The organism is Shewanella sp. SM21, from assembly GCF_025654335.1.
GTDB lineage: Bacteria > Pseudomonadota > Gammaproteobacteria > Enterobacterales > Shewanellaceae > Shewanella > Shewanella oncorhynchi.
The window spans coordinates 37,196-63,898 of sequence record NZ_JAKKRL010000005.1; the positions used below are offsets into that span (position 1 = coordinate 37,196).

Here is a 26,703-nt window from a genome sequence, read left to right on the forward strand (position 1 = left end):
CAAATCAAGCGCAGGAAGCTTATCCCGCGCCGATTTTTTGTAAGCTCAAGTTATACCGCAGTGCTTACGGAATAATACGTTAGCCACTTATTGGGCTTTGAGTGCCGTTAACGCCACTTTGGTCATGGCCTCAACGCCCACTTTTAGCGCGCTTTCATCCACATAAAATGCTGGCGAATGATTGCTGGCCGCCGTTTCAGGGTCCGTTCCCTTTGGCGTCACCCCTAGGAAGAAAAACATCCCCGGCGTTTCTAAGGCATAGTAAGCAAAGTCTTCGGCACCTGTGATTAACCCGGGTTCAATCAGCATCTTATCGCCCACCACACTCGCCAGCACTGGCCGCATGCTGGCGACTAATTCGGGATTATTAACCACCACAGGATAGCCTTGGTGGATCTCAGTAGTCGCAGTCGCCCCTAAGGTTTTCGCCGACAGCTGTGCCATTTGCGCTAAACGCACTTTGATATCGGCGCGCATGGGTTGGTCGAAGGTGCGAATAGTGCCAATCAGCTCGACTTCATCGGGAATAATGTTAGAGCGAATGCCACCATTGACCGCACCAAAACTCACCACCGCCGGCGCTTTAGTGATATCCACCTGACGGCTGACGATCGTTTGCACGTTAGTGATAATTTGTGCCGCAGCGACAATAGGATCGACCCCATTCCAAGGACGCGAACCATGGGTTTGGCTGCCTTTCACTTTGATAGTAAAAGAGTCTTCACTCGCCATTGCTGGACCACTGCGCAGGCCAATCATGCCACTCGGCATACTCGAGGTGACATGCATACCAAATACTTGCTCGGGTTTGCGCTGAGCAAACAGCCCTTCTTTGAGCATCAATTCCGCACCGCCCTCTTCACCCTCCGGTGCACCTTCTTCAGCGGGTTGGAAGATAAACATCACATCCCCCGCTAGGCTGTCTTTCACTTTCACGAGGTTTTCAGCCACCCCCATCAACATGGCCACATGGGTATCGTGCCCACAGGCATGCATCACACCCACTTTTTGATCGCGATAAGTGTCTGTCACCCTAGAGGCAAAAGGCACATCGACCACTTCAGTCACAGGCAGTGCATCCATATCCGCTCGAATCGCAATCAACGGACCAGGCTTGCCGCCTTTCAACTTTCCGCCTTTTAAGATAGCCACCACGCCCGTATGCGCCACACCCGTTTGTACTTCTAATCCTAAGGATTTCAGATGTTTTTCAATAATCTTGCTGGTGCGAAACTCACGGTTAGACAACTCAGGATGTTGATGCAAATCACGACGCCAGTCGATCACCTTTTGCTCCACACCCGCCGCCAACTTAGCCGCATCCGGCATAGCACTGGTCGCCGCTTGTACCGAATTAAAACCCGTGCCCATAAAACTCAAGGCTAAGGCCGACGCGAGTAAGGTCTTGGAAAAACGGGATTTATTTACTATGGGCTTAAATTCAAATGATGTTGATGCAGCAAGTGATACAGAGGGTAAAGTCATAGCGATAGCCTATTGTTGTTTTTATAAGCTACCTAAACTACACGGACAAGGAGGAATTGTTAATAGATTTAGTGATAAAGGTAAAAGAGACTGTGCTTCATTAGAGGCTGTCTTTAACCGTCATTCCCGCAATGCTGTGGGCGGGAATCTAGCTTTTAGATAAATCAACCTGAAAAAGATAGGGATGGCGGATCTCAGTTAAAGAAACTCAAGGCAGCGGAAAAGCTGTCCCAATGCTTGGCATCGTTAGCTTTAGTCACAAAACAACAAATTCACGATTTTCTTTAAAACCACATGGCCATCGGCCTTGGCTATACAACTCAGCCACCTCACTCCATACGCCCTTTTGTCTGAGAGCGGCCTCTCTCGCTGCCATTTTGAAGGCAAAGAGTGCGCCGCCTCTAAAGCTCTCAGTAAAATCATGAGGACCATACACAAGCAAAGGATGTGACCGGCCAATTTTTCTCAGAGATCTGAGCGCCGATTTATACACAAGCATCTCCGCGTCTTTTGTTTCCTCACATTTTTTCGGACCATTCAAAGGATCCTCTTGATCTCTGCTTGTAGGCAGCCATTCCCATCCATATGTAGAACCCAATACGCCTTCAATGGGACTTGCAGCCGAGAGCCAGTCAATAAATTCAACTTGTTTGGCTAGATATTCAGGTGTCATAGGAGGTTAACGCCGTGTTAAAGGAGTTTCAAACTGAAGCAGCAGTTTGAACTTCCAGTGAGTAAAGCGAAGGATTTTAAACGCTTTGTTACGTTTTGGCTCCTTAGCTTAGTTTACCAGCCAAAGTCTAGCCACCCATTTTAAATCAACAACATAATGCACTTTCGGTTTCTCTACCACCTGTACTGGCTAAAATTACTTGAACAAGAGCCATCATATGTGGATGTCTGGCTAAAATGCTTAGCTAAAATTGCCTTTCTGAGTAACACAGTATTGCGCGGGAATAATAGTAGTAAAATTTAGTCAGCAACTCACAGAAAATTAAGCTCTTCATCTTGAAGGGATAAAGCACTATCAATGGAGGCTAATAACACACCATAGGTGTAACCGCAGTTGCCCACAAAAATCACTTGATTACCATTGAGTACCATCACTTCTACCCCATGATCGGTTTCCCAGTTGCAGGCGTAATGATAACGAATTGCCCGAGTCTCCATTGTGCTGGTGTCATCCAATATAATGTACAACGGCTGGGTATTTGCGGCTATTTCATTGATGGTATTTAAAGAAACCTCCAAATCACCACAATAATCTTCAAAGTACTTATGCATTTTGAGCATAGCATTTAGAATTTGATGCTTCGTTTCTGGTGTCATCAGAGAAACGTCTTCGAGCATTTTTATGCGTAACTTATCGTTGCCCTGAAGCTCACCTTCAATAATCAGTTCACTCGGTTTGTTGAATAATGGAACGTACATTTTTGTTATCCTTAATCCTCAATTAATTCATCTGGATATAGCGCGATTTGCGCCAAGGATTGTGCAAAAAATTGGCTTAGATCTGGGCTAATAAAGTCCATCATATCGGGGTCATGGGTGTATGCGATCACTTGTCCCATTTTACCTAATGCCGAGGGCGAATGATCTGCAATCAAGAGTAATGTGCCACCCCCAAATTGGGCAAAGGGCAGCCAACCTTCTTGATACCATCCTGATTGGATTTTGGGATCCCGCACTTCTGGCTCGTGGTAATCAACGTAGTACTGGGCCTGTTTTCTCATTCGGTCACGAAATTTAAATGATGAGGCTAATGACAAAAAATCATACCGGCAAAAGTAATCTTTTCGGGCAAAGACTGTGCTCCACTCATTGCCGCCATTGGCATATCCCCAAAGCTCCCTTAGCGGGGAAACTAGTTTAAAACCTAATTGTTTTTCGGCTTCATCTAAGACTGAGTTTGATAAGCCACGATCCAGTTCTAATGTTTGATTCATGTTGGCGTAAATAGCACTCAATGCCTGTAGATAAGTCTTAACGTCCATTGTATTTACCCCTTCATCCAGACACTTAGCAGCAGTGTTAATCCTTTTGGTTTATACCGCTCGCATATGCACTTATGGGAACTTATTTAATCGAATTAGACACATAAATTAGGGTGTTGCATTACTTTTCTCAACTTTATGCATCTCTTTATATAAGAACACTACGTCCTTATCGATAATTTCTAATCGCCAGCCATAGTGCTGGGCGAGCCATTCAAAGGTCGCTTCGGCGTAAAAATTGATATGGGTAGGGTCATTTTTATAGTGCCAACTGGCAAATGCGATTTTATCCTGCACACGCTTGGTCATAACCGCCAAAATGCCATTAGGTTTTAATAACCTATCAAGCTGGGCAAGTAACCCTGCGGCACCACTCACGTGTTCAATGACTTCGGTTAAGGTAATAAAGTCGTATTGGCGGGCTAACGTTTCGGGATTATTAGCGTAATAAAGGTCGTAATTATCTATCTGATAACCGCGCGCCTTTGCCATTAGACTCAATGCCTTACCTTCTCCGCAGCCAAAATCGAGCCCTTGGGCCGAAGTGCTAACACGGCTAAGTAGTGGCTTGAGTGTGCGATTTAAAAATGTTTGATAGCCGAGATCATCGGCATGATTCTCGTGCTTATCGTACTCGGCTTTTTCTGCCTCGGCCGAAAGATAAAACTCAGAAGGCACGCTCACCAGTTGGCAGGTTTGGCATTGCTGGTAACTGCGCTTCCTATCTTGATGATAAGCGAGTAATTCAACGCCATGACATAAGGGGCAGATATTCAACAACAATTCCTAGTGATAGTAAGGTGCATAGTAATGAGAATAGCCGTAATGCCCACAAATAATGCTAGCACTGACTAGCTGAAATCGACTATGTCGATGGCCTAATTAAGGCTTAGGGATTTTACGCTCTTTTGCGGCAGCTTCTTTTGCTTCCCGTAAATATTTTTGCTCGCGACTTTCTCTTTCGTCGAACTGTTTTTGTGCCTTAAGTTTTTGCTGCGCTTCCCAATCGTTGGTTTGGGATTGTTGCTTAATTTTATCTTCCCGCTCTGTCGTCTCTTTAGTGGCTTGACGGGCCTTTTCTAATTGAGCCTGTTCTAATCGCTGTGAGTCGATGCGTGCCTTATCGGCTTTTTGCTCTAGGGTCAATCTAGGCTTTGGCGCCTCGGTGGCATTTGCTAACGCGAGATGAAAACTAAAGATGAGGACTAGCGATATTAATATTTTAGAGATTAACACTTTAAATAAATACGCCATTTCCTGTCTCCTTTATTCGATAATTGAATGAATCAATGATAAAAGCTAATTCACGCAAGATGTGCAAAACATAGCATAAAATCTGCCTAAGCTTAAAATATGCAGCAGGTGTTCTTAAAAAATATGCTTGAATACAAGTCTTAAACTACACTTTTTAAGTTTCTATTTGAGTGAAACAACAATTAGGTTTATTTTTAACCCCATTGGAATGATGTACTATTGGGCAACTTCGTGTTCAACGAAGACCTAAAAATGGGATGTGACTATTTTGCGTCACAAGGGAGTATCCTGAATGATCAGATGGCAACACTTACTTAAGAAACTCAGTACAGATGATCCTGTACTGCAAGAAAAGCTGTCTCTCTGGCAAGCACATCCCCATAGAACCCCCTTAGCCTTAATTCAAGGCTTTAGCTTTATTAGTGCCAACCAAGCCACCCTCAGTTATTTTGAGACTGAATACGATGCTTTTGTGAATGCAACTCCCTATGATTTTTCTCCGAGGATCCAATCTTCAGGCCGCAATAGTGTTGAATTTGCGCGGGAAATGATCCTTGAAGCCATTGCAGGCAATAATGTTGAATTCAACTGGCTGCACATGAGCCAACAAGGCAATGAACTGCCGACTCGAATTAATCTCTATCGCTGTTATCTGCAACAACAGCCCGTTGTACTCGTTGAATTACAAGCTCTTAATCGCCGCAATCAAATGCGCGAAACGATTTCTGATGGTTTTGCTCATATTCCCAAAGAGATTTTATCGACCACGCTCGAAGAAAGTGCCGAAGCTGTGTATATCACTGACACTGATAATCAAATTTTGGCTGTCAATAAAGCCATGTGCCGTATTTGCGGCTATAGCGCAGAGCAGCTCATCAGTAAAACCCCTGAATTTTTAGAGGTAAGAACCCATAATATGGGGGAAGAAACCGAATGCCAAATCGCCTTGAAACAAAGGGGATTTTGGCAGGGCGAAACGTGGAAAAGACGTTCAGATGGCAGTAACTTCCCTGCTTGGCAGAGCAGTCGTAAAATCGTCACTGAAGATGATGCTCATTATAATGTGAATATTTTCAGTGATATTAGTACTAAAAAACTATTAGAAACCCAGCTAACAACTCGGGCTATGTACGATACCTTGACTGGATTACCTAACAGGTTCCATCTCAAACAGATCCTCAATAGTGCCCTCGAAAAACTTAAAACTGATCCCCTCGCACTGGGGGCGTTGATGTTTTTAGATCTCAATGGTTTCAAGAATATCAATGACAGCTTCGGTCACTCCATGGGCGATAGAGTATTACAACTCGTCGCCGCCCGTCTCGAGGCGGGTTGTATCGAAAAAGCCGATATAGCCCGTATGGGAGGAGATGAGTTTACCTTAGTGCTGCAAGACTGTAGCTGCAAAGATGAAATCCAACTGTTTGCAGAACAGATTCTCAGCTTATTTGAGAGCCCCTTTGAAATTGAAGGCCAAAAGTTCTTCCTCGGCACCAGCATAGGCATTGCGCTATTTCCTACCCACAGTAACCAAGCGGGACAACTGATTAGTCTTGCCGATACTGCCATGTATTGCGCTAAAAAGAGCTTACCGCATCTCGTGTTTTACGATAAGGAAATGAGCCTAGCAGCCGAGTTAAAATTACAGTTAATCAATAACCTAAGGCATGCGCATAGCCTAAAACAATTCACTCTCGCTTATCAAGCCATAGTCGATTTACACACAAATCAAACTATTGCTGCCGAAGCCCTGCTCCGCTGGCAGAAGTCACCGACAGAATATTATGAAGCTGCCGACTTTGTGCCATTGCTTGAGGAAACAGGATTAATTGTCAGCATTGGCCAATGGGTATTAGAACAGGCCTGTGTACAAGCGGCCCTCTGGCGAGCACATTATCAACCCGACTTTAGAATTTCAGTCAATGTGTCACCACTGCAATTAGAACACTTAGATTTTATCGACCAAGTGATAAATGCCTTAGAAATGTCGAAGTTACCCGCCGAAGCACTGATTTTAGAAATTACCGAATCGGCATTGTTACGACAACCGGAGCAAGCACGACTCACACTCAATCGTATCAAAGCGTTAGGTGTCAGCATTGCCATCGATGATTTTGGGACTGGGTTATCGTCACTCAGTCGCTTAGGGACTTTGCCAATAGACAGCGTCAAAATTGATGCCGAGTTTGCCTTGCGCTTAAACGAAGTCTCAGGACAAAAGCTCTGCAATGCTATAGTGCAACTAGCACAAGCACTCGACATTCACTTCGTCGCAGAAGGTATTGAAACTCAACAACAAAAAGACATAATGACAGATATGGGCCAAGGTTTCGCCCAAGGATTTCTATTTGGCTACCCGAGTTCAGTCGAAAACTTCACCCAAGCCTTTCTTGCGGAAAAACGCTTAGCCTAGAACAGATTTAGGACTGCCGATGTTCGCATCGGCTCGATAATCCGACCGACGTACCGAATTAACGCTCTCAACATTTACAACGGAAAACGAAAGATTCCGCTAAGGTTTTATCGAAATATTTTGATGGGTCGCGAACTAAGGGGAAAGATTTTCTTGCAGAAAACATACGATTTAAGCTCGATAGCCCTGCCAGCACGCTATTTACTAATAGTAATGAATGGAATCTACTCCCCTGCAAAACCAATGATGGCCTGGCAAAGCGCTCTCATCATTATCAATAAAAAAAACCATATTTAAAGCTCGATAGCCCTGCCAGCACGCCATTTACTAATAGTAATGAATGGAATTACTCCCCTGCAAAGCAATTGGCTGGCAAAGCTATCTCATCATTTGCTGCGCAAATGAATCCCAGTTATTAAACCGTATTTCACATTACGTTAGCGTGATCTGAATAAGATTTTGACTATTTTAATTCGTACGGAGTCTCAAAACTCAATAACTTAAAAGCACTAATTCATACTTAAAAAATCTAAGACTCAATAGCCTTAACCTCATCAACTATACCTTACCATTGGATTCATTTGAGTTCTGATAACGAGCCTGCACTGTACTCGGCATCGCCTTAATCCGCAGTTCCACCATAGTATCAAATGCCATCATTAACGGCTGAACATCAAGGGTAGGATCGAGGGCGCTTAACATATAAGCGCAAGCTTCTAAGGTCGATAAACTATCGCTACGACTCGATTTACGGATCCGATAGCGCGATTCATAACCTTCAGCCAAATGCACCGCAGGATACTGGGTTAACCAAGGATTCAGCTGCAGCATTTTGAATGCCTTACGCCAAGTGCCATCGAGCAACAGCAATATACAATCAGGATTAATACGTTGCTGTTCAACACTTACACTTAACGCAGAGGGATAGACGAGATAAATAGGCTTATTACACACCGCTAAATATTCCCGTAAGCCTTTGAAATCAGACTCGCTTTCACCCACATAAACTTGCGTTTTAGGTACAGCAAGACTCAATACCCGCACACTATTCTTCTTATGTTCGACTTCACTCGGGTGCTGTAAAACCACCAACTGAGTCATTGGAGAGATAGGCTGAACACTCGCACATAAGCAAGCATTTTGCGGATAACGACAGATAGAACAATAAAAACGCGACAAAGGCGCAGTCCTCTTAACTTTAGCCTAAAAACTCACACTGCTCACTCAAATTCAATATGCAAGACGGTTTAAGGCTCTATTTTTCAAACTGTTTTTTTGTTGAACTTTTGTGACGACATCGTATAGTGACACCAGCAAGAACGCTAAGGTCAATAAGTTAAAACTGCTAACACTTAGCATTTATTATACTTTTCTTGCTTTCAGTACCCACAACAAGGACGATAAAATGGACAAAAGACTGATCAGTATTGCGGTTGTATTCGGATTATTGAGTACAAATACATTTGCAGCCACAGACAAAGCCTACCAACATGATGTCAATATTAACTATGGCGCCTCAAGTGAAGCATTTAGTGATGGCGGCTGGAGTGCTGACTATCGCTACTATTCTACCCCAGTTAGTCAAGATTCTGCGCCCTACGCAATAAGTGGCTTTTTAGCACAAACATCTAATATTGGTGGTAATTATAGTTTTAATGATGATTTAGACTCTTATGCTGTCAATGGAGAATATGTTTTCGCATCTAAATGGTTTGTTGGTGCAAATTACTTCAATCTAGATAATGATTTCTATAATGCTAATACTTATGGAATCAACTTAGGTTATTACTTTAACGCTACCTCGGCTGTTTATGCTAGCTACTCCAGTAGTGACGGTGATTATGATGCTGGATTTGGATCAAAAGGAAATTCTGACAATGATGCGTTCGGCATAGGAATACGCAGTTTTATTCCTATGCAATCGACAGCAGGTATTGATTTGCAAGCAAACATCTACTACAGCCAGTCTGATAATACGCTAACTAACGGCCCTAACGGCCAATATAACAATAGCAATAACAGTACAATCGTAAACTTAACTGCTGATTGGTACATGACTCGCGCTTGGTCTATCGGCGCAAACTACAGTATTCAAGACGATAAGGACCCTTACAGTATTAATACTGCTTATCACTGGCGTATTACAGACTTAATATCCGCTCGAGCTGGTATTGCCAAGTCATTTGAACCCGATTGGGATGGCGTTGATATTTCACTTAGTCTCAACGGCCGCTTTTAAATAAAAAATGCCCGCAGCTTGTGGTTAGCAAGACTGCGGGCAAAGGGTTTACAGAATATACTCAGCAGCACTGATTTCACAAACAGCCCTGTTTACTCTTGAAGCATCGTCATCACAATCGATCATATGATGGGTCTAATCCCGCTTTATCGCTCCTGAACTCAATACTACTAATGCTCGCCAACTAACTGCTCTTGGTGCCAGTGGTCGAATCGACTCAGCGCCATCATCAACAATAAACCGATAGAAAACACGCCCATGACGAGTGCCACTGCATAAGGTGCAGTTAAATTCGTTTGCTGTATAAGTCCAGCTAAAACGGATGCACCACTCATCTGAATAAAACCTAGCATAGCCGCGGCAGTCCCCGCTCGCTCACCGAAAGCTGACAGCGCCATACTAGTCGCGGGGCCGAGTAAGAAGGCAAATCCCACACATAACAACATCATAGGTAACATGAAGTTAAAAGCTGCTGCCATCCCTGTATTTGGACCAAACTGTTGGCCCGCCACTGTCGCCACTGAAGACAGAACGAGTAAGGATAGAGCCAAAATAACCGTTGGACGATTACCCAGTTTGCGAATGACGATCGGTGCCGCAAAACAGGCCACGATATTGAACACAGCATTGAGTCCGAATAAGCCACTAAACGCCAGCTCAGAAACCCCTAAATGCCCAATCAACCACACAGGCGCATAAGACACATAACTCAAAATAGCCGCCATAGCCGACATACAAGCAAAGGCATAAAACAAAAAGTGGGTGTTACCGAGTACAGGTTTGAATCTGCCCCAACGGTAAAGTGGGCCAGTAGTAACAGTGTTAGCTGGACGAGTCTCAGGTAAGCGATAACCAACAACGAGCATCATCAACATGGCATATAACGTCATGAAAACGAAGGTTGAACGCCAGCCGAATTGCATCGCTAACAAGCCACCTAAGGTTGGTGCTAAAGCTGGGATCACGCAAATCGCACCATTTAAGTAACTGTAAATTTTAGCGCCTTCTTTTTGCGAGTAGCAGTCGCGCACCGCACTAAACACCACGATAGAAGTTGAACAGGCGGCTAAACCTTGCAGCACACGAGCAATCTGTAACCAATGAAACTCGATGGCCGCGGCAGCGAGAAGACTACTTGCGCCGTAGAGTAAGACCCCGAAAATGGCCACAGGACGGCGGCCATAACGGTCGGCTAATGGCCCAATCAACACTTGGCCTAAGCCCATGGCGAATAAAAACAATACGAGTGTGGATTGCACATCACTGGCAGATACGGCGAATTCTGTCGCCATAGTTGGCATTGAAGGTAAATAAATATCGATGGCTAATGGGCTGAGCAGCACCATAGACATCAGGATAGGTAACAGATTGCGCCGCATAAATAATCTCAGTTGATCAGGGAAAGGTATTTCAGTGGGCGCTATTTTAATTAACTCAAGGTATGAACAGAAATGGTATAATTTCCAAAGTAAATTTCCTCTGAGGAATATCTGTGAATATCGACAACTTAGCCAGAATCGATTTGAACTTGCTGGTCATACTCAAAGTACTGCTAGAGGAGCAGAGTGTCACTCGCGCCGCCAGCCGATTACATATAAGCCAGTCAGCACTCAGTAAGAGCTTAAATCGACTCAGAGAAACCTTAGATGATCCCCTATTTCAGCGCACGGCGCATGGCTTAAAACCCACCGCGCATGCCCTCATTCTTGGGCAAAAACTACCGAATATATTGCAAGACTTGTATCAACTCACTCAGCCTCCGACCTTTAATCCTGCCAGTAGCAATCGACAATTTTCTTTTGCCATGGTGGAAAGCGCCTATGAGACCTTAATCCCATATTTTATCGGCCCTATGCTGACCACGGCACCCAACGTCAAACTCGACTCCTATGTCTGGACCGAAAAATCGATGCAGGATTTGCAGCAAGGGCAAATCGACTTTGGTATTTCAGGGCGGGATTTGCATCCACTGTCGGATTTTCAAGTGGATCGCTTGCCCGAAGGGATTGCCTATCAAACATTATTTACCGATCAACAAGTCTGCTTAGTGCGAGAGGATCACCCGCTGATGGCGGCGCTCACCTCAGAACAATGGAATTTACCCCTTTACCTCGATATGGCCCATGTGCAGGTTCGTTGTGAAGGTAGTGATTGGTGGGCACTGGATTACTTTCTTGCCGATCTTGGGCATAGACGCCGGATCAGCACGACTGTACCCGACTTTTATGGCGCCGCCAGCGTTTGCGCCCACAGCAATTTAATCTTCACTCTGCCGTCGAGCTTTGCCCGTCACGCCTGCCAACTTTATCCGCTCAAACAACTGCCACTGCCTTTCGAATTTATGCCAATGGCCTATGTGCTGTTATGGCATCAAAGAAATGATGAAGATCAAGGGCATAAATGGATTAGAGAAACCATTTGTCAAAGTGTGGCTAAGTTATTCAATCCCACAGAAATGCTTTAACACGACAAAAACGGCCAGTAAAAAGCCCGACAAAGCAAAGGCTTTATCGGGCTAATATCGAGGCACGCTATTAAGAATAGCGATTACAGAATAAATGTCGCGACTTGCGCATTCAGGTCATTAGCGCGGGCTTTTAACCCTCTCGCCTGTGCCAAATCTGCCATGGCCGACGCGGTAATCTCATCGGTCACATCTTTAATTGCAACCGTATTCTGGGTTATTTCACCCGTCACTTGAGTCTGTTCTTCCGCTGCGGTAGCAATTTGGCCTGCCATATCTGAAATCACGTTGACCGCTTGCGTAATCTCTTCAAGGGCTTTCGCCGCGGCATTGGCATCTTCTACGCTATGACCCGCTAATGCTTGGCTGCTTTCCATCAAGCTGACTGCTCGAGCGGTAGTGCGTTGTAGCGTTTCAATCGTAGTATGTACTTCCTGAGTCGAATCCTGTGTACGACGTGACAGTACTCGAACTTCATCGGCAACGACCGCAAAACCACGGCCTTGCTCGCCAGCACGCGCCGCTTCAATGGCTGCGTTAAGCGCCAACAGGTTAGTTTGCTCTGCAATCCCTTGAATTGTCGCCAGAATACTCGAGATAGACTTAGCGTGACGACTTAAATCGCCAATAACATCCGTTGCTTGAGTCACTTCATCGGCGAGAGAATTAATCGAGTTACGAGTTTTATTCACTAACTCTTTGCCCTGTAAACTGCTCGCTGCAGACTGTTGAGCCGCTGTTGCCGTGTTCTCAGCATTGGCTGCGATCTCATTAGTCGCACTCGCCATTTCAGTTACCGCAGTCGCGACCATAGCGACTTCTTGCTGCTGACGTTGTAATTCCGCAACTGAAGTTTGCGTGGTGGCAAGACTACGTTCAGCATCGGCATCCAACTCATTCGCTAATTGGCGAATATGGCTGATCAGCTGATGTTGACTGCTCACAAAGCGGTTAAAGCTGTCGGCAAGCACGCCCACTTCATCTTGAGTATCAACAGAAATACGTTGAGTTAAATCACCATTGCCATCGGCAATACGCGCAAGTGCTTGCGATACTCGACTCAGAGGACCCAGCAAGACACTTACTAGCCAAGAAATGGCTAATACACTTAAGATCAACACGAGTGCAGAAAGCCCAAACTGAGTGAGTAACAAGCTCGACAGTGGCGACTCTAGCGTTTCCTTATCAAGCACTAACACTAATTCCCAATCTGTATTAGGGATATCAACGCTCCAGACTAATTTGTCACGTCCTTCATTTTCAAAATACATAGGTAACAGAGTGCCCGCTGCACGGCTTTGTTCTGGTAAGTTGCGATTAAGCTCGTTATCGATTTCAGCTATAGGTTTCATCGTCTTAGCTTGATCTTTATAAGCGATCACTGTGCCGTCTTTGTGCATCATGATGGCATAACCGTTTGCCGGTAACTTCATGCGGTTGACCTCTTCGATAAGATTACTAATCGATAGATCTCCAGCAATAACTCCGCCTGCAACAGGCTCGGCCAAGGTCACCACTAAAATATTAAAAGCAGTATCAAGATAAGGTCGAGTAAATACACTTCCACCAGTTCGCATAGCCTCTTGGTACCAAGGTCGTGTACGAGGATCATAATTTGTATAGTCAGTTGCAGGCTCTGAATCTCTCATATTGCCGTTAGACTCACCAAAATATGTCGATTCAAACCCTCCCGATTGCTTAGCCTGTTTCATTGCTTGCACAATGTCATGACTCAACTGCCCACCGATTCCTTTAACAATTTGCTGACGGCTTACGAGCCACTCACTGATAAGTAGCGCTTGCTGCTCACCAAGTCGTTGAGCCTGTTCTAAATTCACGTCTAATAGTACTTTCTTCTGACTTGTATAACTTTGCCAAGATAACAGTAAAATTACCGATGAGAGAGCGAGAATTACGGAAAAAAGGATTTTTTGTCTTAATGAATATGATTTCATAATATATTTTTCACAAATAAAGACCTGATAACCATACCGACTAAATATAACAACAGCTATTTTTAGCAGCAGTGAGTTTACTTAGAGACGTAAAATAACTTAATTATTTCACGCTGACCATGAAAGATAAATAAATTAAAGAATAAATTTAAGTTAAAAAACAAACTAAATTAGCCAAATTTAAATAAGTACAAAACATTAAAAAGGCTTAAAATGCATATTAATGCAAACAACTAAAAATTAAATTCAACCAAAATTGCAAATTAAAATATTTATTAATTGATTTTAAAATCTTGTAAAAACTAAACAGAATGACACCTTTAAATAAAGGTATAATCAACTAACTGTTGTCTCGTCACAAAAAAACTTAAAAAGTAATACCTTCGCGCCGCCTAAGGCGCGGAGGAAAACTATTAGCTATTGTAAACCTACGTTTGAAATTTACTTAAATATCTATTATTCAAAAAATCGAGTTAAGGAAACTAAAGAATAAATGTCGCGACTTGCGCATTCAGATCATTAGCGCGGGCTTTTAAGCCCCTCGCCTGTGCCAAATCTGCCATGGCCGATGCGGTAATCTCATCGGTCACATCTTTAATCGCAACCGTATTCTGGGTTATTTCACCCGTCACTTGAGTCTGTTCTTCCGCTGCGGTAGCAATTTGGCCTGCCATATCTGAAATCACATTGACCGCTTGCGTAATCTCTTCAAGGGCTTTCGCCGCCGCATTGGCATCTTCTACGCTATGACCCGCTAATGCTTGGCTGCTTTCCATCAAGCTGACTGCTCTGGCAGTAGTCCGTTGTAGCGTTTCAATCGTGGTATGTACTTCCTGAGTCGAATCCTGTGTACGACGTGACAGTACTCGAACTTCATCGGCAACGACCGCAAAACCACGGCCTTGCTCGCCAGCACGCGCCGCTTCAATGGCTGCGTTAAGCGCCAACAGGTTAGTTTGCTCGGCAATTCCTTGAATTGTCGCCAGGATGCTCGAAATGGATTTAGCATGACGGCTCAAGTCTTCAATGACATCCGTTGCTTGAGTCACTTCATCGGCGAGGGAATTAATCGAGTTACGAGTTTTATTCACTAACTCTTTGCCCTGTAAACTGCTCGCTGCAGACTGTTGAGCCGCTGTTGCCGTGTTCTCAGCATTGGCTGCAATCTCATTAGTCGCACTCGCCATTTCAGTTACCGCAGTCGCGACCATAGCGACTTCTTGCTGCTGACGTTGTAACTCCGCAACTGAAGTTTGCGTGGTGGCAAGACTACGTTCAGCATCGGCATCTAACTCATTCGCTAATTGGCGAATATGGCTGATCAGCTGATGTTGACTGCCCACAAAGCGGTTAAAGCTGTCGGCAAGCACGCCCACTTCATCTTGAGTGTCGACTGAAATACGCTGAGTTAAATCACCATTGCCATCGGCAATACGCGCCAGTGCCTGCGATACTCGGCTCAATGGACCCAGCAGGACACTTACTAGCCAAGAAATGGCTAATACACTTAAGATCAACACGAGTGCAGAAAGCCCAAACTGAGTGAGTAACAAGCTCGACAGTGGCGACTCTAGCGTTTCCTTATCAAGCACTAACACTAATTCCCAATCTGTATTAGGGATATCAACGCTCCAGACTAATTTGTCACGTCCTTCATTTTCAAAATACATAGGCAACAGAGTACCCGCTGCACGGCTCTGTTCTGGTAAGTTGCGATTAAGCTCATTGTCGATTTCACCTATAGGTTTCATCGTCTTAGCTTGATCTTTATAAGCGATCACAGTGCCGTCTTTGTGCATCATGATGGCATAACCGTTTGCCGGTAACTTCATCCGATTAACACCGTCAACTAGGCTTGCGATAGATAAGTCACCACCCACAACACCTTGTGCGGTAGGCTGTGCCATAGTCACAACCAGAATGTTATAGGCAACATCCACGTAAGGTTTTGTCAAAATAAGACCGCGCTCACTGATGGCTTGTTGATACCAAGGGCGGCGGCGAGGATCATAGCCCGTACGATCAATACTCGGATCAGAATCCAACATTTGCCCTGCTTGAGAGCCGAAATAGGTCAGCTGAAAACGGCCCGATGCCTGTGCTTGTTGAAGTGTATTGAGGCTGTCACCTTCAACTTTGTTCGCCAGGGCTCCCATAATATCTTGGCGGCCAGCCAACCATTCTTGGATCCGCTCAGCCTGCTGTTCACCTAAGCGCTGCACTTGTTCTAGGCTGTTTTGTAACAGCTGGGATTTTTGGCTGGAATAACTTTGCCATGACAACAAACCAATCACGAGTGAAAGGGCTGCCACGACAGAGAACAGAATTTTTTGCTTGAGCGAATATGAGTTCATGTTGGCGTCTAATTAATTAACAAAGCAGTGAAACAAGAGGGTGTTTGAGCGGGTCGAACGAATATTTACAACCAATATAATAAGGCGGCTAACTGAGTTAAAACTGCAGTTAAATTTGCGCTGAATTTTCTCATATTCTGTACAGTTAGCAAAGAAATTGCTCAGATTTACATCAAAAAGATTTTAGCAAACACATATAATTAACCAACCGTTATTCGAGCAACAACATATAGATAGGCATGCGATCACATATCAAAGTAATGCGCAACACCCAAATGGCCTCTGGAGTAAAATAAAGTAAATTAATCAAGATTAACGTGACCTAGACGCACTCGCTATTGCACACTAAATGTCCACTGCCTATCGAGGAGTTCTTATGATTTTTCAACAGTTCCAACAGAGCCCACTGCAGACCCGAATTTCTGGCCCACGGGCTTGGTTAGCGATGGCAATTAGCATTAGCCTAATTTGTTTATCACTATTTTTATTGCCCTTCGTGCTCTTATTTGGCGCGATTGCGCTCGGTTGTTTAGTCCTATTTAGCCGCTTTTATATGGCACGTCAGTTGGCTAAGTTTAATCAGGCTCAGGCAAGCGCAACGCAGCATGCCCACGCGACAGAGGAGCCGCAGAGTCAGGTTTATGGATCTGACACTATTGTTAGGGAATCTAATGCGACACGCCATCAAGGGCGCACTTTTGAGCATTAAAGAGGATGAACACTAGTTCAATCGAAGCAAAACTGCGCTCAAGCGAGTAAGGTCTGCGCGCGTTTAAGGCTATGAATTTCGGCGGGATCTTGGGTTACCTCAAGCACATTTTCAATCTGTAATACCAGTGAACGCCACAGAGGCTCGATAATATCCGCCTCTTTTTTATTGGCATTTTGCCGTGCCAGTTTAAGTAAAGCCGCAGATCCAACGACATCAATTCGTCCTAAGATACCGTCGGCCAGTGCCATACTCAGCTCAATCATCGCAGGCACACTGTGGCTATATTTTATCACTTGGCGCAAATAATCCTCAGCTTGAGTCAAATCACTGCCAAAGGCATTGTCATCATTGAGCATATGTTGCGCCCGCGTGAGCATAGCATCGAGTTGTCCTTGCTCGGCAGCTTCGGCCATCCAATGCTCACTGGCAATCATATCTCGAGTACAACCATCTCCATTGGCAAGCATTAATGCTAAATGATACTGGGCATGGGGATAACCTGCTTGCGCGGCTTTGCTTATAAAATGATAGGCTTGAGTTAAGTTCTTTTGTTGGTAATGCAATACACCTAGATTCGCCATCGCTTCGGTTTGCTCGCCATCTGCCGCACCTTGTAAATATTGCTGTGCTAACTTGCTGTCGGGTTGAAACGACTCACTGCCTACAAGATAAAAATATCCCAATAACGCCATCGCATTGACCACACCTGCTGCTGCTGCAATGGCAATGATCTGTTCACCTTTAGCCACTTCTGGCGCGCCTTGATAACCGTGGATCAGTGCTACGCCATGCTCATGTAAGGCTTCCATGTGCTTAGGTGCCGCAAGGGAAAACCAATAGGCCGCTCGGGCAAAACTGTCAGCTGCGCTAATGTGAGAAATGGTATTTAGAGGTGAAACTGTGGATAAATCTTGGCTTGATATAGCTTCGGCTTCTGCCGCAAGTTCTTGCTCTTTGAGCAGTTCTTGTTCTTTCAGTATCAAAGCCTTGGTCTTAAACGATATCCCCACCAAATACTGCGCTTGCGGGTCATCTTCCATCACCGCGCGGTAACATAAGTCCCTCACCGTCATTGCGTCAGTCGCTTCATAACAGTAGTCAGGGGCAACTCGACTTTTAACCTTAGGATACAAGTGCTCGACTAAAGTCAGGACATCTTTAATGGATTTTTGCGCTAGCGCGAGTAATTGTTCCTGGGTGAGATGGTATTTCTCAGGATGAGCACCGCGGTTACCGTCGGCACGCAATCGATGCAGGGCACGAGTGGTCTTCACATCAATCACGCGCCGCTGATTTAGCTGTTCGATCCTATCGTATAAATTCGGACTCGAAAACGCGATTTGCTTATCTTGCCCCAGTAACTCTGTAAGTTTATGGGTAAAACTGCGAATGTGTAGCAGCGACTGTGTCGGTACATCCTGCACATAGCTTTTAGCCTTGAGGTAATCATCACTCAAGGAGACCGAAAAATCGTGGATAAACTCACTATCCTTAATGACTGTTTTCGTCCCCATGAGTGATTCCCTGCAGGCTGAATTGATGTTGCACTATTCGACGCTTGGTTTTTTCGACACCATATATAAGCGGAACAAAGCGACGTTAACGAATAATCCAATAAAAGACATAAAAGTATCCGCTAACATTTGCACAGGTAATCCGCCCATGGACGCTAACCCAGAAAGCTGGCTACCTATGACTGAGAGTGGTAAATATAACATCAATAATGCAATGGTTTTCAGTACGATAGGGCCACTAAAACTAAAACTACCCTTAATCGCTTCTAGCGGTGTTAAGCGCTCAACCACAACCATAAAGTTCACATAGGCTAAACGCGCAAAGAGATAGAAGCTAATTACCAATCCTACCAGCCACACAGGACCGAAGGCGGCAAACAGCATCACTGGTGCTAAAATCGCTAGACCAGAAAACACCCCAGCCAATAATAATGGTGGAACAAAAGGTAAACTCGCCTTCAACACCACGCCCGCTGAAGGACTATGCCCTTGTGAGCGCAGTTCTAAAAACAGAGTCAAAGCGGCAATTAATACCGAAAAAGTAAGTAGTAACAGCATCATGGCGATCATATGCGGCGCGCCAAACTGTGGGTTTTCTAGATCAACTTTACTCATCTCTATACCAAGCCATAACTGGATCCCCACTTGGATCAAGAGTAATGGGATCGTCAGCATAGCGAGTTGCGCCAGATGATTACGGAAGAAGTTATAGGCTTCTGACAAAATTGCGGATAGTGACATGCGACTTTCCAAATAATTGAAATGAATTAACACTTAGAATTGCCGCTAAGGATACCGAAAATCCCTTGGCAATGCACAGTAGAAATCACCAGTGTGAACCGTAAATCACAGAAAACTACTGCAACAAAAGTGACAAACCCGCTAAACTGTCCAGCGAACTCGTGCGCAAACCATCAAAGGACGCTTCCATATGAAACACACTCTGACCTTCTCTATCCTCCTCAGCACTTGTATTTTAGCGGCGCCCGCCAGTGCAGGCTGGTTAGATAACTTGGCAGGAACTCAAGCCAAAACTGAAAAAGCGACCACTACAGCAGCGGCAACTCAGTCGAATGATTTAGTTGGCAGCGTCATGTCACAATTGGGTTTAAACCAAACTCAAGCCGAAGGTGGCTTAGGCAGTTTATTAGGCTTAGCGCAATCAAGCTTAGGAACAACCGACTACTCAAAACTGGCTGCCAGCATTCCTAATGCCGATAGCTTGCTAGCCGCTGCGCCTAAATTGGACTCAAAATCGGGTGTTTCTGGCTTATTATCCAAAGCGGGTGATTTAGGTTCATCACTGCAAGGCAGTGCTATGGTATTAGACGCCTTTGAAAAATTGGGTATTTCTAAAGATCTAGCAATGCCAATGATCAACATAGCAAAGTCTTACTTAGATACCAATGGCACTGAAGGCACCTCAGACTTACTGGTGAAAGGTCTGAACTCGCTACTGTAATTCAGTCTTACCTCACCCTAAGCAATACAAGGTTTAGGGTGAACTTTCACTTCCCTATCGACTCTACTTTATATTCCCTCCAGCATGAGAACCGCCAAATATGATTGCGAAATTAAGACGATTTTTTGAAGCTCATACTCAAGCAGTCTCCCCTGAAGACAAGGCACATCAACTTAAACTGGCCGCAGCGAGTATGTTACTTGAAGTCGTGTTTGCCGATGAGACCTTAACGGCAGAGGAAGAAGCCTTATTACCTAAGCTGCTAACCGATACCTTATCAATGTCAGAAATAGACGCTAAGATACTGATTGATGAAGCTAAAAGCGTACAAGGAAGCGCAACCTCACTCTTTGAATTCACCTCAGCCATTAACGCTGAATTTAGCCTAGCGCAAAAGCAGCAATTGTTGCTCGCAATGTGGCAACTGGCCTACGCCGATGGCCAGCTATCCCAATATGAAGACCAGATCATTCGACGCACCGCTGATTTGTTGCACCTCAAACACAGCGAGTTGATCCAAATGCGTAATCTTGCCATAGCTGCAACCCAACAAACTGGCTAACCACATCCACTATTCAGTCAAAGTGCAAATCAACAAAAGCCCATAAAAAAGCGTGAATGCGAAACACCCGTTCCCCATTCACGCGATGGTCTTCTTAAGACTAAATTGATATCGCTCTTTGGCTAAAAATATTTTTACTGCCGCCCTACTCACCAAAAAACTAAACTAAACAAGCTCCTAAGCTAACGCTTTACCGATTTCATATCCCGAACCGTGTAATTCAGTCAACTTAGTCCTTAGCCCGCCCATCTCCATCTTCAATCCTTTCTTAGTCGCTAATTGAGATAACCAACTGGTTTTCTCCTCATCCTCAATCGTATCCCACTCATCTAGAACTTTGTAAGATAAGCATAATAACGCAGCAAGTTTTGAAAATGGGTTTGAATCCTTAGGGTGGTCTTGATACAAAATGCCTTGCACTAACGCTGGTGTAAACTTCCAGTTTTTCGCTAGTAATGCGCCAATATCCGGGGAATCATATCCGAGTAACTCGCGCTCAAACTGATGCTTATCTTTGCCCTGTGCCACAGCTTCGGCAATTTTCGCCGCATCTTCAGGCGATACTGCCGCAATCAATAGATCGCCAATACGATGTAAGATACCGCAAGTAAAAGCCTCTTCTGGGACTGCACCACAACGCTTTGCCATTTCTTGACTATAAAGCGCAATCTCAAAGGTTTGCCCCCAAAACTGGGCTAAATCTATTCCTTCACACTTAGGGACTGCACCAATCACCGCCGATGCGAGCACTAAGGTTCGTAGGGTTTGCATTCCAAGACGCACAACAGCTTCATCAATAGTGCCAACCTCTCGACTACGTCCATAGTGGGCACAATTAGCAAGGCGTAACACCCTAGCGCTGATTAAGGGATCGTGTGAAACTTTAGTGGCAATGCTTTTTACTGTCGCATTGTCATCATTGACCGCATCTAACAATTCACTGATCGCCTTAGGTAACCTAGGTAACTCATCGACACGATTGAGCAACGCAGCTGAATCCATATTTATTCTCCTTCCGTATGAATGATCAAAATATAGAACACAAGTTATCGCCTCGCTCACCGAGATACATTAAATATCAGTAATGTGCAGTCCTTCGGCAACAAAGCTTGGCGGCCATCAGAATTAAGGTTTACCTCTTTATTTCATTCAATTTAATCGCACTCAATCATATCCAGTTTCGAAATCCACTAAACCACACAAAAAAGCCCCAAACTCTTATGGCAATAAAGAGTTCGGGGCTTTTTTAATTAACCCATCATGTTGATTTAGCCCCAGAGGGTGCGAATATTACTCAGGTAACGCCAAACTTTGTTTGCGACTAATATGGGTCTTTTGCCACCACAAAAATGGTGCGACCACTAAGATCAACACAAGCACGTAGGACATACTTGCACCTAGGGCAAAACCTAATACTAAGCAAAACGCACAACCCAGCGCCACCAGCGGCCAATTGTGCCGTGGTAATAACTTAGCGGCAGCGAGCATAGCCATCAAATAGATCACCACAAATACGCCGTTGCTCCATGCAATAAGGTGCTCTAACTCTTGCCCGGTAAGGTAAGTCAGTACGATCACGCTTGCCATCACAGATAACAGCGCAGCAAGTGCGCGAATAGGTACACCATGAGCATTCTTAACGGCAAAGAAGCGCGGTAAAATGCCTTCACAACTAAAACTCCAGACCAGACGTGCCGCACTGGCCGCATACACGTTAACGGTTGCCAATCCACTTGCAATACCTAACACACCAATCACTTGTGCGCCGTAACCACCGAGCAGTTGGTCAAACACGCCGATCATGGCGACACTTTTATCTGTCGGCACTAATAGCAATAAAAGTGTACAAGCCACATAAATCACGCCCACCAGCACTGTGCCCATCATCATAGCGGGGATCATATCCTGCTGCGGACGACGAAAATCATCGGCAAGATGCGTCATAGCTTCTATACCCAAGAAACTCCAAAAAGCGATACCAGCGGCAATCATCACGGTCGGCATTTCAGGCATACCATGGCTAGCAAGTGTCGTGAGATGACCTTGCTGAAAACTACTCGCACCAAACAAGACCACAACAACGGCGACTATGCAAAGTGTCAGGCCAAATTGCAGCTTAGCCGACACTTGGATACCTCTTAAATTAATCAGAAACAAGCCAAAAATCACGAGTATTTCAACACCAACCTTGGACCAACCCGATATCGGTATTAAGGCATTCACAAACTGAAAGGTCATCAAAATCGCGGCCGGCGCCCCCATGGGCACAACCAGTAAAAAGATCAGTCCAATTGTTCGACCAGCAGTGCGACCAAAGGCTTTTTCGACAAAGTAAGCGGGGCCTGCGGCATGGGGAAATACACTTGCTAAACGACCAAAGACCAGTGCCACAGGAATAATGGCCAAGGTTAACAAGATCCATGCGACTAAGGCGCCAGAATGCGCTTTTTCAATAGTCATCTGAGGCAAAATAAATACCCCTGTACCGAGCAAAGTGGTCGCCATTAAACCCGCACCTTGCCAACGACCTATAGTTCCGCTATTTGAATTCATCTGTTAATATTCTGTGTTTTTTGAGCTGTCAGTATAATGAGATTTCGCCCTACAATCTGCCGTTAATTTCAGTGTTCTCCACGTCCAATACCGGCAAAATCGCGGCAAATAACGTTATTTCCATCAAAATGACGGCCAGCTTAAATTTTGGTAAAATTTTAAGCAAAAATACTCAGCAAATTCTGTGGTTATTCAAACCAATGGCAAAATAACACACAGATTCAATATAGCCATTTTCACTGGAGTCACCCTTGGATAAATTCGATACGGCCATCATTCATAGTTTGCGTCAGGATGCGCGCCAGAGCGTGTCGAATATCGCCGAACAGGTCAATCTATCCCGTAGTGCGGTTGCCGAGCGCATAAAAAAGCTCGAACAAACTGGAGTGATCCGTGGCTATCAAGTGCTCTTGAGTGAGTCGCAAAAAGAAGGAGTATCGGCTTATTTCGAAATCCAGCATCAATGTCCACGTTGCGCCGACGTGGTACACGTATTCCAAGCGATCCCCGAAGTGATTACCTGCCGTGGTATTTCTGGTGATATGGATTTACTCGTGTACGTGCATGCGCCTTCGATGCGCCGCCTGCATGAGATCCGTGAGTATATTGACACTCACACTGACATCATCAAGATCAAAACCCATGTGGTAATGAGTGAATGGATTAATAACCTCGGCGAGTAAATCGTGCCTCCCTAAAACAAGAAACGCCACCCTTAGGAATAAGGTGGCGAGGCCCGTTTGGAGGCAGGGCAAAATATTGAAGTGTAAAATATGGCATCCTTGCCCAGCGACCTCCCTGTTACACAACCAACCGCGGCTAGACTTAACCCTTGAGAGCTCAGCCAGCGCCGCAAGGGCCTCATCTACAATGTTTTCCTTTGACATTGTTTCCGCGATCCGTCGATTCCATTGATTATTATAATTTTTTCGTCATTAATTAACGGTACGCCTTAAGCGATCGTCATTTGTCCTGTATAGAGTATGAAGTTACGTAGCAGTAATACCCCGATCAAGCTCAAGCAAGCCGTCCCCGCCACATAGGCCCATTTCCGTTTAGATGTCGCCGTCATAAACAGATTCATCGCCAATGGTCCAGACAAACCGAGTCCAATAATACCAAGCCAGAAAATCCATCCCCAGAAGCCATACCCTAAGGCATTAAAGGCGGCTATTTTACTCTGTCCACCTGTTAGCACTAAGCCCATAAAGAAGGTAAAAATCAGCACAATTTCGACTAAAATCAGTGGGATTTCAACCTTGTGGATAAAGTGCACCTCTTTGTCATTAGGCTTGCCATTCATCAACACGCCACCGAGTAAAGATGATGCCGCACCGGAAGACAAACCAGATGCCAAAAACAGCAGAGGTAACACAGGGTTTTTAAGCATGGGATAGCCTGGCAAGGCCGAGAGCAGGAAGCCTGTATACGCGCCCAATGCCAAGGATAGAATCACGAGCAATCCTGTAATTGTCGCTTCAAATCGAGCCAATAATGCGGTCAACTTAAGCACAATAGGAAAGCGTGTTTCACACCAAGCATCAACAGGTTTACGGAAGGTCAAACCAATCCACATAAACATAAATACTTGGTAAATCAGCAGAATAAGCACGCCCATCGACATGACAGATTTAGGGTTGTAGAACACCAAAATCTTCCAAAAATCGAGAGGTTTAGTTAAGTCTGCGACCAATATCCCTAACCCGGCCATCACAGCTACAGGCGCGACGATACAAGCGGCTCGCACAAAACCAGACTGATAGGCGTTTTGCTTCAAAACAAAATGTTTCAACAGTACGGCGAAGAACATGGCTCCCGCAGATACACCTGCTAAAAACAGGTAAATTGCAATCGGCCAATGCCACACTAAGGTATCAAAATGTAGGGCACTCATAGTATCACCTCCCCTGATTTTGCAACGATACGGAACAATTTAGGTCTCGTTCCAAGATCAACCTTAGTGCGCTGGGTTGGATTAGACCGCAGAACTTGAACAACCTCAGAAGTCGGATCCTTTAAATTACCGAACACGAGTGCCTTTGTTGGGCAAGCAGCAACACAGGCAGGTTGTTTACCTTGAGCTAGGTTAGTTTCTCGGCAGAAATCACACTTATCCGCCGCATGGGTGACAGGATTAATAAAACGGACTTGATAAGGACAAGCTGCAATACAGTATTGGCAACCTACGCATTTCCATGCATCGACAGAAACGATACCCGTTTCTTTATCAATAAATGCAGCTCCCGTTGGACATACATTTACACAGGGCGCGTCTTCACAATGCTGACAAGACTTGCGACTAAAGTGATAAAACTGATTAGGGTATTCGCCAAAGGGACCCGCTTGCTTAATTTGAAGCCTAGACACACCTTCGGGTACATTATTCACTTCACGACAAGCCACCTCACACGCTTGGCAACCTATACACTTAGTTTCATCATGAATAAGTGCATATTTGACATCAGGTTCTGCTTTAACGCTATCCGATGCATTCACTGTAGCGAGTAATGATGCACCTGTAGCGCCGGCAAATAAGGCACAGGTGCCTTTTAGAAATCTTCTTTTTGAATTTTCCATAACCTTACTCCTGCTTGCCAGTGTGGCAACTGCTACATAGCTCACTGCGAACCTTCGGCGTCATATCCGCCATTGGATCCGTTGGGCTATGTAATTTATGGCAGGCGGCACAAGGCACTTTTTGAGCATGTACGTTATGCGTCCAATCTGCTCCACTGAGTTTTTTCTTGGTATGACACTTCTGACACACTCTCAGCTGAACCGTCAGATCCGACGATTCCTCCATACCAAAGACCACCATATCATTCGGTTTTTTAGGGTGATCGCCCTTTTCTCCATGACAGGAAGAACAGCTCATTTTCATCGCATCTTGACCATGATGCCCTAACATTTGACCATTACGCTTGTGACACTTCATACAAGCATCACTGTTAATTTGATTGGCTGGCTCAGCACTCATTGCAGAAAAGCTTAAAAGCAACGCAGCAGCACCTAAGCGTAACGACCACAGCCATTGTCTTTTGGACATAGGAAGTCCTCACATTTATCCGTAGGAAGGTAAAGAAGGGGTCGAGTTCGGATAATTCCGAACCCGACGGTCAAGATCACACAGCCAAGGCTTGCTTAAGACTCTGAGTATCCCACTGCTTATGCTGGTTCATTTCAATGAAACTGATATTGAATTTGCTAAACAGTTTTTTCAGTGGTGAGTTAGTTTCTTTGCCAAAGTCACTGATAACCATTTTCACTTCAGATGAATCATGGTCGATCAATACATAATCGAGTCGGCATTCATGATTTAATTCCGTATCATGTTTGTCCATCTCAAATACAGTGTCTAATGGCACGTTACAACAAACATCGTATTTACCTTCAACGACTGTTTTTAATGATTTAAAAAAATTGAAGCTTTGTTTATCAAACAATACTGGTTTAAGTTTCATCTCATGATGTGCGGCTTCATCAGGACCTGCTTTAAAAAACTTAATGCAAGTCATGACAAACATCACAAACACGAATGGTACTGCTACGAATAGTACGAAGTACATAAACGCATAGCTGAGAATGACTGAAGTATTCATACACGCCTCCAAAAACTAATTTATTTTTTGTTATCTCCTTTAAAGCAACTTTAGTATTATTTGAAAACACTTATCTTTTCTTGACACATGTCACACTTGCAAATAACAACTTAAATATAAACAATGATTTACATGGCTCGTCA

24 protein-coding genes and 1 pseudogene are annotated in these 26,703 nt (G+C 44.6%); 7 read left to right on the forward strand and 18 right to left on the reverse strand.

From position 1 onward, the window contains the following. Positions 1–87: 87 nt before the first annotated feature. The 6 genes from L5L94_RS07840 to L5L94_RS07865 all read right to left on the reverse strand — a co-directional run bounded on the left by L5L94_RS07840 (position 88) and on the right by L5L94_RS07865 (position 4,733). Positions 88–1,485 (reverse strand): amidohydrolase, encoded by a 1,398-nt coding sequence (locus tag L5L94_RS07840; RefSeq protein ID WP_263162338.1) that lies wholly within the window; start codon positions 1,483–1,485, stop codon positions 88–90. Between the two features lie 256 nt (positions 1,486–1,741). Further along, positions 1,742–2,158, reverse strand: coding sequence for a hypothetical protein (locus L5L94_RS07845; protein WP_113940298.1), 417 nt, complete (start codon positions 2,156–2,158; stop codon positions 1,742–1,744). 311 nt (positions 2,159–2,469) lie between these two features. Continuing rightward, positions 2,470–2,916 (reverse strand): DUF6985 domain-containing protein, encoded by a 447-nt coding sequence (locus tag L5L94_RS07850; RefSeq protein WP_263162341.1) that lies wholly within the window; start codon positions 2,914–2,916, stop codon positions 2,470–2,472. A gap of 11 nt (positions 2,917–2,927) precedes the next feature. Then, a complete protein-coding gene (locus L5L94_RS07855; RefSeq protein WP_263162345.1) occupies positions 2,928–3,479 on the reverse strand; it encodes an SMI1/KNR4 family protein in 552 nt (183 codons plus the stop codon). A 108-nt stretch (positions 3,480–3,587) separates the two neighbouring features. Next, positions 3,588–4,256 carry a class I SAM-dependent methyltransferase gene (locus tag L5L94_RS07860; RefSeq protein ID WP_263162347.1) on the reverse strand — a complete coding sequence of 223 codons (669 nt, stop codon included), beginning with the start codon at positions 4,254–4,256 and terminating at the stop codon, positions 3,588–3,590. 105 nt (positions 4,257–4,361) lie between these two features. Then, positions 4,362–4,733 carry a hypothetical protein gene (locus L5L94_RS07865; RefSeq protein ID WP_173497729.1) on the reverse strand — a complete coding sequence of 124 codons (372 nt, stop codon included), beginning with the start codon at positions 4,731–4,733 and terminating at the stop codon, positions 4,362–4,364. A gap of 292 nt (positions 4,734–5,025) precedes the next feature. On the opposite strand from L5L94_RS07865, the gene L5L94_RS07870 reads away from it, so the two are divergent. Continuing rightward, positions 5,026–7,146, forward strand: coding sequence for a putative bifunctional diguanylate cyclase/phosphodiesterase (locus L5L94_RS07870; RefSeq protein ID WP_263162352.1), 2,121 nt, complete (start codon positions 5,026–5,028; stop codon positions 7,144–7,146). A gap of 558 nt (positions 7,147–7,704) precedes the next feature. Here the strand turns inward: L5L94_RS07870 and L5L94_RS07875 are convergent. Next, positions 7,705–8,325, reverse strand: a complete 621-nt coding sequence (locus L5L94_RS07875; protein WP_263162354.1) for a tRNA-uridine aminocarboxypropyltransferase — start codon at positions 8,323–8,325, stop codon at positions 7,705–7,707. 226 nt (positions 8,326–8,551) lie between these two features. Between L5L94_RS07875 and L5L94_RS07880 the strand changes: the two genes are divergently transcribed. After that, a complete protein-coding gene (locus L5L94_RS07880) occupies positions 8,552–9,385 on the forward strand; it encodes a hypothetical protein (RefSeq protein ID WP_263162358.1) in 834 nt (277 codons plus the stop codon). A gap of 170 nt (positions 9,386–9,555) precedes the next feature. On the opposite strand, the gene L5L94_RS07885 is transcribed toward L5L94_RS07880, so the two are convergent. Continuing rightward, positions 9,556–10,764: a multidrug effflux MFS transporter gene (locus tag L5L94_RS07885; RefSeq protein ID WP_113940291.1), complete on the reverse strand. Its 1,209-nt coding sequence runs from the start codon at positions 10,762–10,764 to the stop codon at positions 9,556–9,558. Positions 10,765–10,877: 113 nt separating this feature from the next. Between L5L94_RS07885 and L5L94_RS07890 the strand changes: the two genes are divergently transcribed. Beyond that, positions 10,878–11,849: a LysR family transcriptional regulator gene (locus L5L94_RS07890; protein ID WP_113940290.1), complete on the forward strand. Its 972-nt coding sequence runs from the start codon at positions 10,878–10,880 to the stop codon at positions 11,847–11,849. An 83-nt stretch (positions 11,850–11,932) separates the two neighbouring features. Here the strand turns inward: L5L94_RS07890 and L5L94_RS07895 are convergent, their stop codons facing one another. Next, positions 11,933–13,804, reverse strand: coding sequence for a methyl-accepting chemotaxis protein (locus tag L5L94_RS07895; RefSeq protein WP_263162360.1), 1,872 nt, complete (start codon positions 13,802–13,804; stop codon positions 11,933–11,935). Between the two features lie 482 nt (positions 13,805–14,286). Further along, a complete protein-coding gene (locus L5L94_RS07900; RefSeq protein ID WP_263162362.1) occupies positions 14,287–16,158 on the reverse strand; it encodes a methyl-accepting chemotaxis protein in 1,872 nt (623 codons plus the stop codon). Between the two features lie 376 nt (positions 16,159–16,534). Between L5L94_RS07900 and L5L94_RS07905 the strand changes: the two are divergent. Continuing rightward, a pseudogene (locus L5L94_RS07905) lies at positions 16,535–16,883 on the forward strand (hypothetical protein). 22 nt (positions 16,884–16,905) lie between these two features. On the opposite strand, the gene L5L94_RS07910 reads toward L5L94_RS07905, so the two are convergent. Together L5L94_RS07910 and L5L94_RS07915 are read right to left on the reverse strand one after the other, a co-directional pair. Continuing rightward, positions 16,906–18,384, reverse strand: a complete 1,479-nt coding sequence (locus L5L94_RS07910) for a DUF4145 domain-containing protein (RefSeq protein WP_263162366.1) — start codon at positions 18,382–18,384, stop codon at positions 16,906–16,908. Positions 18,385–18,417: 33 nt separating this feature from the next. Beyond that, entirely contained in the window at positions 18,418–19,125 is a 708-nt protein-coding gene (locus L5L94_RS07915) for a hypothetical protein (protein WP_105250588.1), read from the reverse strand. Positions 19,126–19,315: 190 nt separating this feature from the next. On the opposite strand from L5L94_RS07915, the gene L5L94_RS07920 reads away from it, so the two are divergent. Continuing rightward, a complete protein-coding gene (locus L5L94_RS07920; RefSeq protein WP_168827259.1) occupies positions 19,316–19,846 on the forward strand; it encodes a DUF2780 domain-containing protein in 531 nt (176 codons plus the stop codon). A gap of 100 nt (positions 19,847–19,946) precedes the next feature. Further along, positions 19,947–20,408 carry a TerB family tellurite resistance protein gene (locus L5L94_RS07925; protein WP_263162368.1) on the forward strand — a complete coding sequence of 154 codons (462 nt, stop codon included), beginning with the start codon at positions 19,947–19,949 and terminating at the stop codon, positions 20,406–20,408. A 177-nt stretch (positions 20,409–20,585) separates the two neighbouring features. Here the strand turns inward: L5L94_RS07925 and L5L94_RS07930 are convergent, their stop codons facing one another. Beyond that, positions 20,586–21,410 carry an HDOD domain-containing protein gene (locus L5L94_RS07930; protein WP_131525752.1) on the reverse strand — a complete coding sequence of 275 codons (825 nt, stop codon included), beginning with the start codon at positions 21,408–21,410 and terminating at the stop codon, positions 20,586–20,588. A gap of 288 nt (positions 21,411–21,698) precedes the next feature. After that, a complete protein-coding gene (yjeH, locus tag L5L94_RS07935) occupies positions 21,699–22,961 on the reverse strand; it encodes an L-methionine/branched-chain amino acid transporter (RefSeq protein WP_113940284.1) in 1,263 nt (420 codons plus the stop codon). Positions 22,962–23,212: 251 nt separating this feature from the next. Here yjeH and L5L94_RS07940 point away from each other — a divergent pair, with 251 nt between their 5' ends. Then, positions 23,213–23,644 (forward strand): Lrp/AsnC family transcriptional regulator, encoded by a 432-nt coding sequence (locus L5L94_RS07940; protein ID WP_006079646.1) that lies wholly within the window; start codon positions 23,213–23,215, stop codon positions 23,642–23,644. Between the two features lie 269 nt (positions 23,645–23,913). Here L5L94_RS07940 and nrfD read toward each other — a convergent pair whose 3' ends face one another. The 4 genes from nrfD to L5L94_RS07960 form a co-directional block, all read right to left on the reverse strand. Next, positions 23,914–24,855 (reverse strand): cytochrome c nitrite reductase subunit NrfD, encoded by a 942-nt coding sequence (gene nrfD / locus L5L94_RS07945; RefSeq protein ID WP_105250593.1) that lies wholly within the window; start codon positions 24,853–24,855, stop codon positions 23,914–23,916. Then, positions 24,852–25,538, reverse strand: coding sequence for a 4Fe-4S dicluster domain-containing protein (locus tag L5L94_RS07950; protein WP_105250594.1), 687 nt, complete (start codon positions 25,536–25,538; stop codon positions 24,852–24,854). Before L5L94_RS07950 ends, nrfD begins: the two co-directional genes overlap by 4 nt. Positions 25,539–25,542: 4 nt before the next feature. Further along, entirely contained in the window at positions 25,543–26,007 is a 465-nt protein-coding gene (locus tag L5L94_RS07955; RefSeq protein ID WP_105250595.1) for a cytochrome c3 family protein, read from the reverse strand. Positions 26,008–26,083: 76 nt separating this feature from the next. Then, entirely contained in the window at positions 26,084–26,560 is a 477-nt protein-coding gene (locus tag L5L94_RS07960) for a DUF2726 domain-containing protein (RefSeq protein ID WP_105250596.1), read from the reverse strand. Positions 26,561–26,703: the final 143 nt, after the last annotated feature.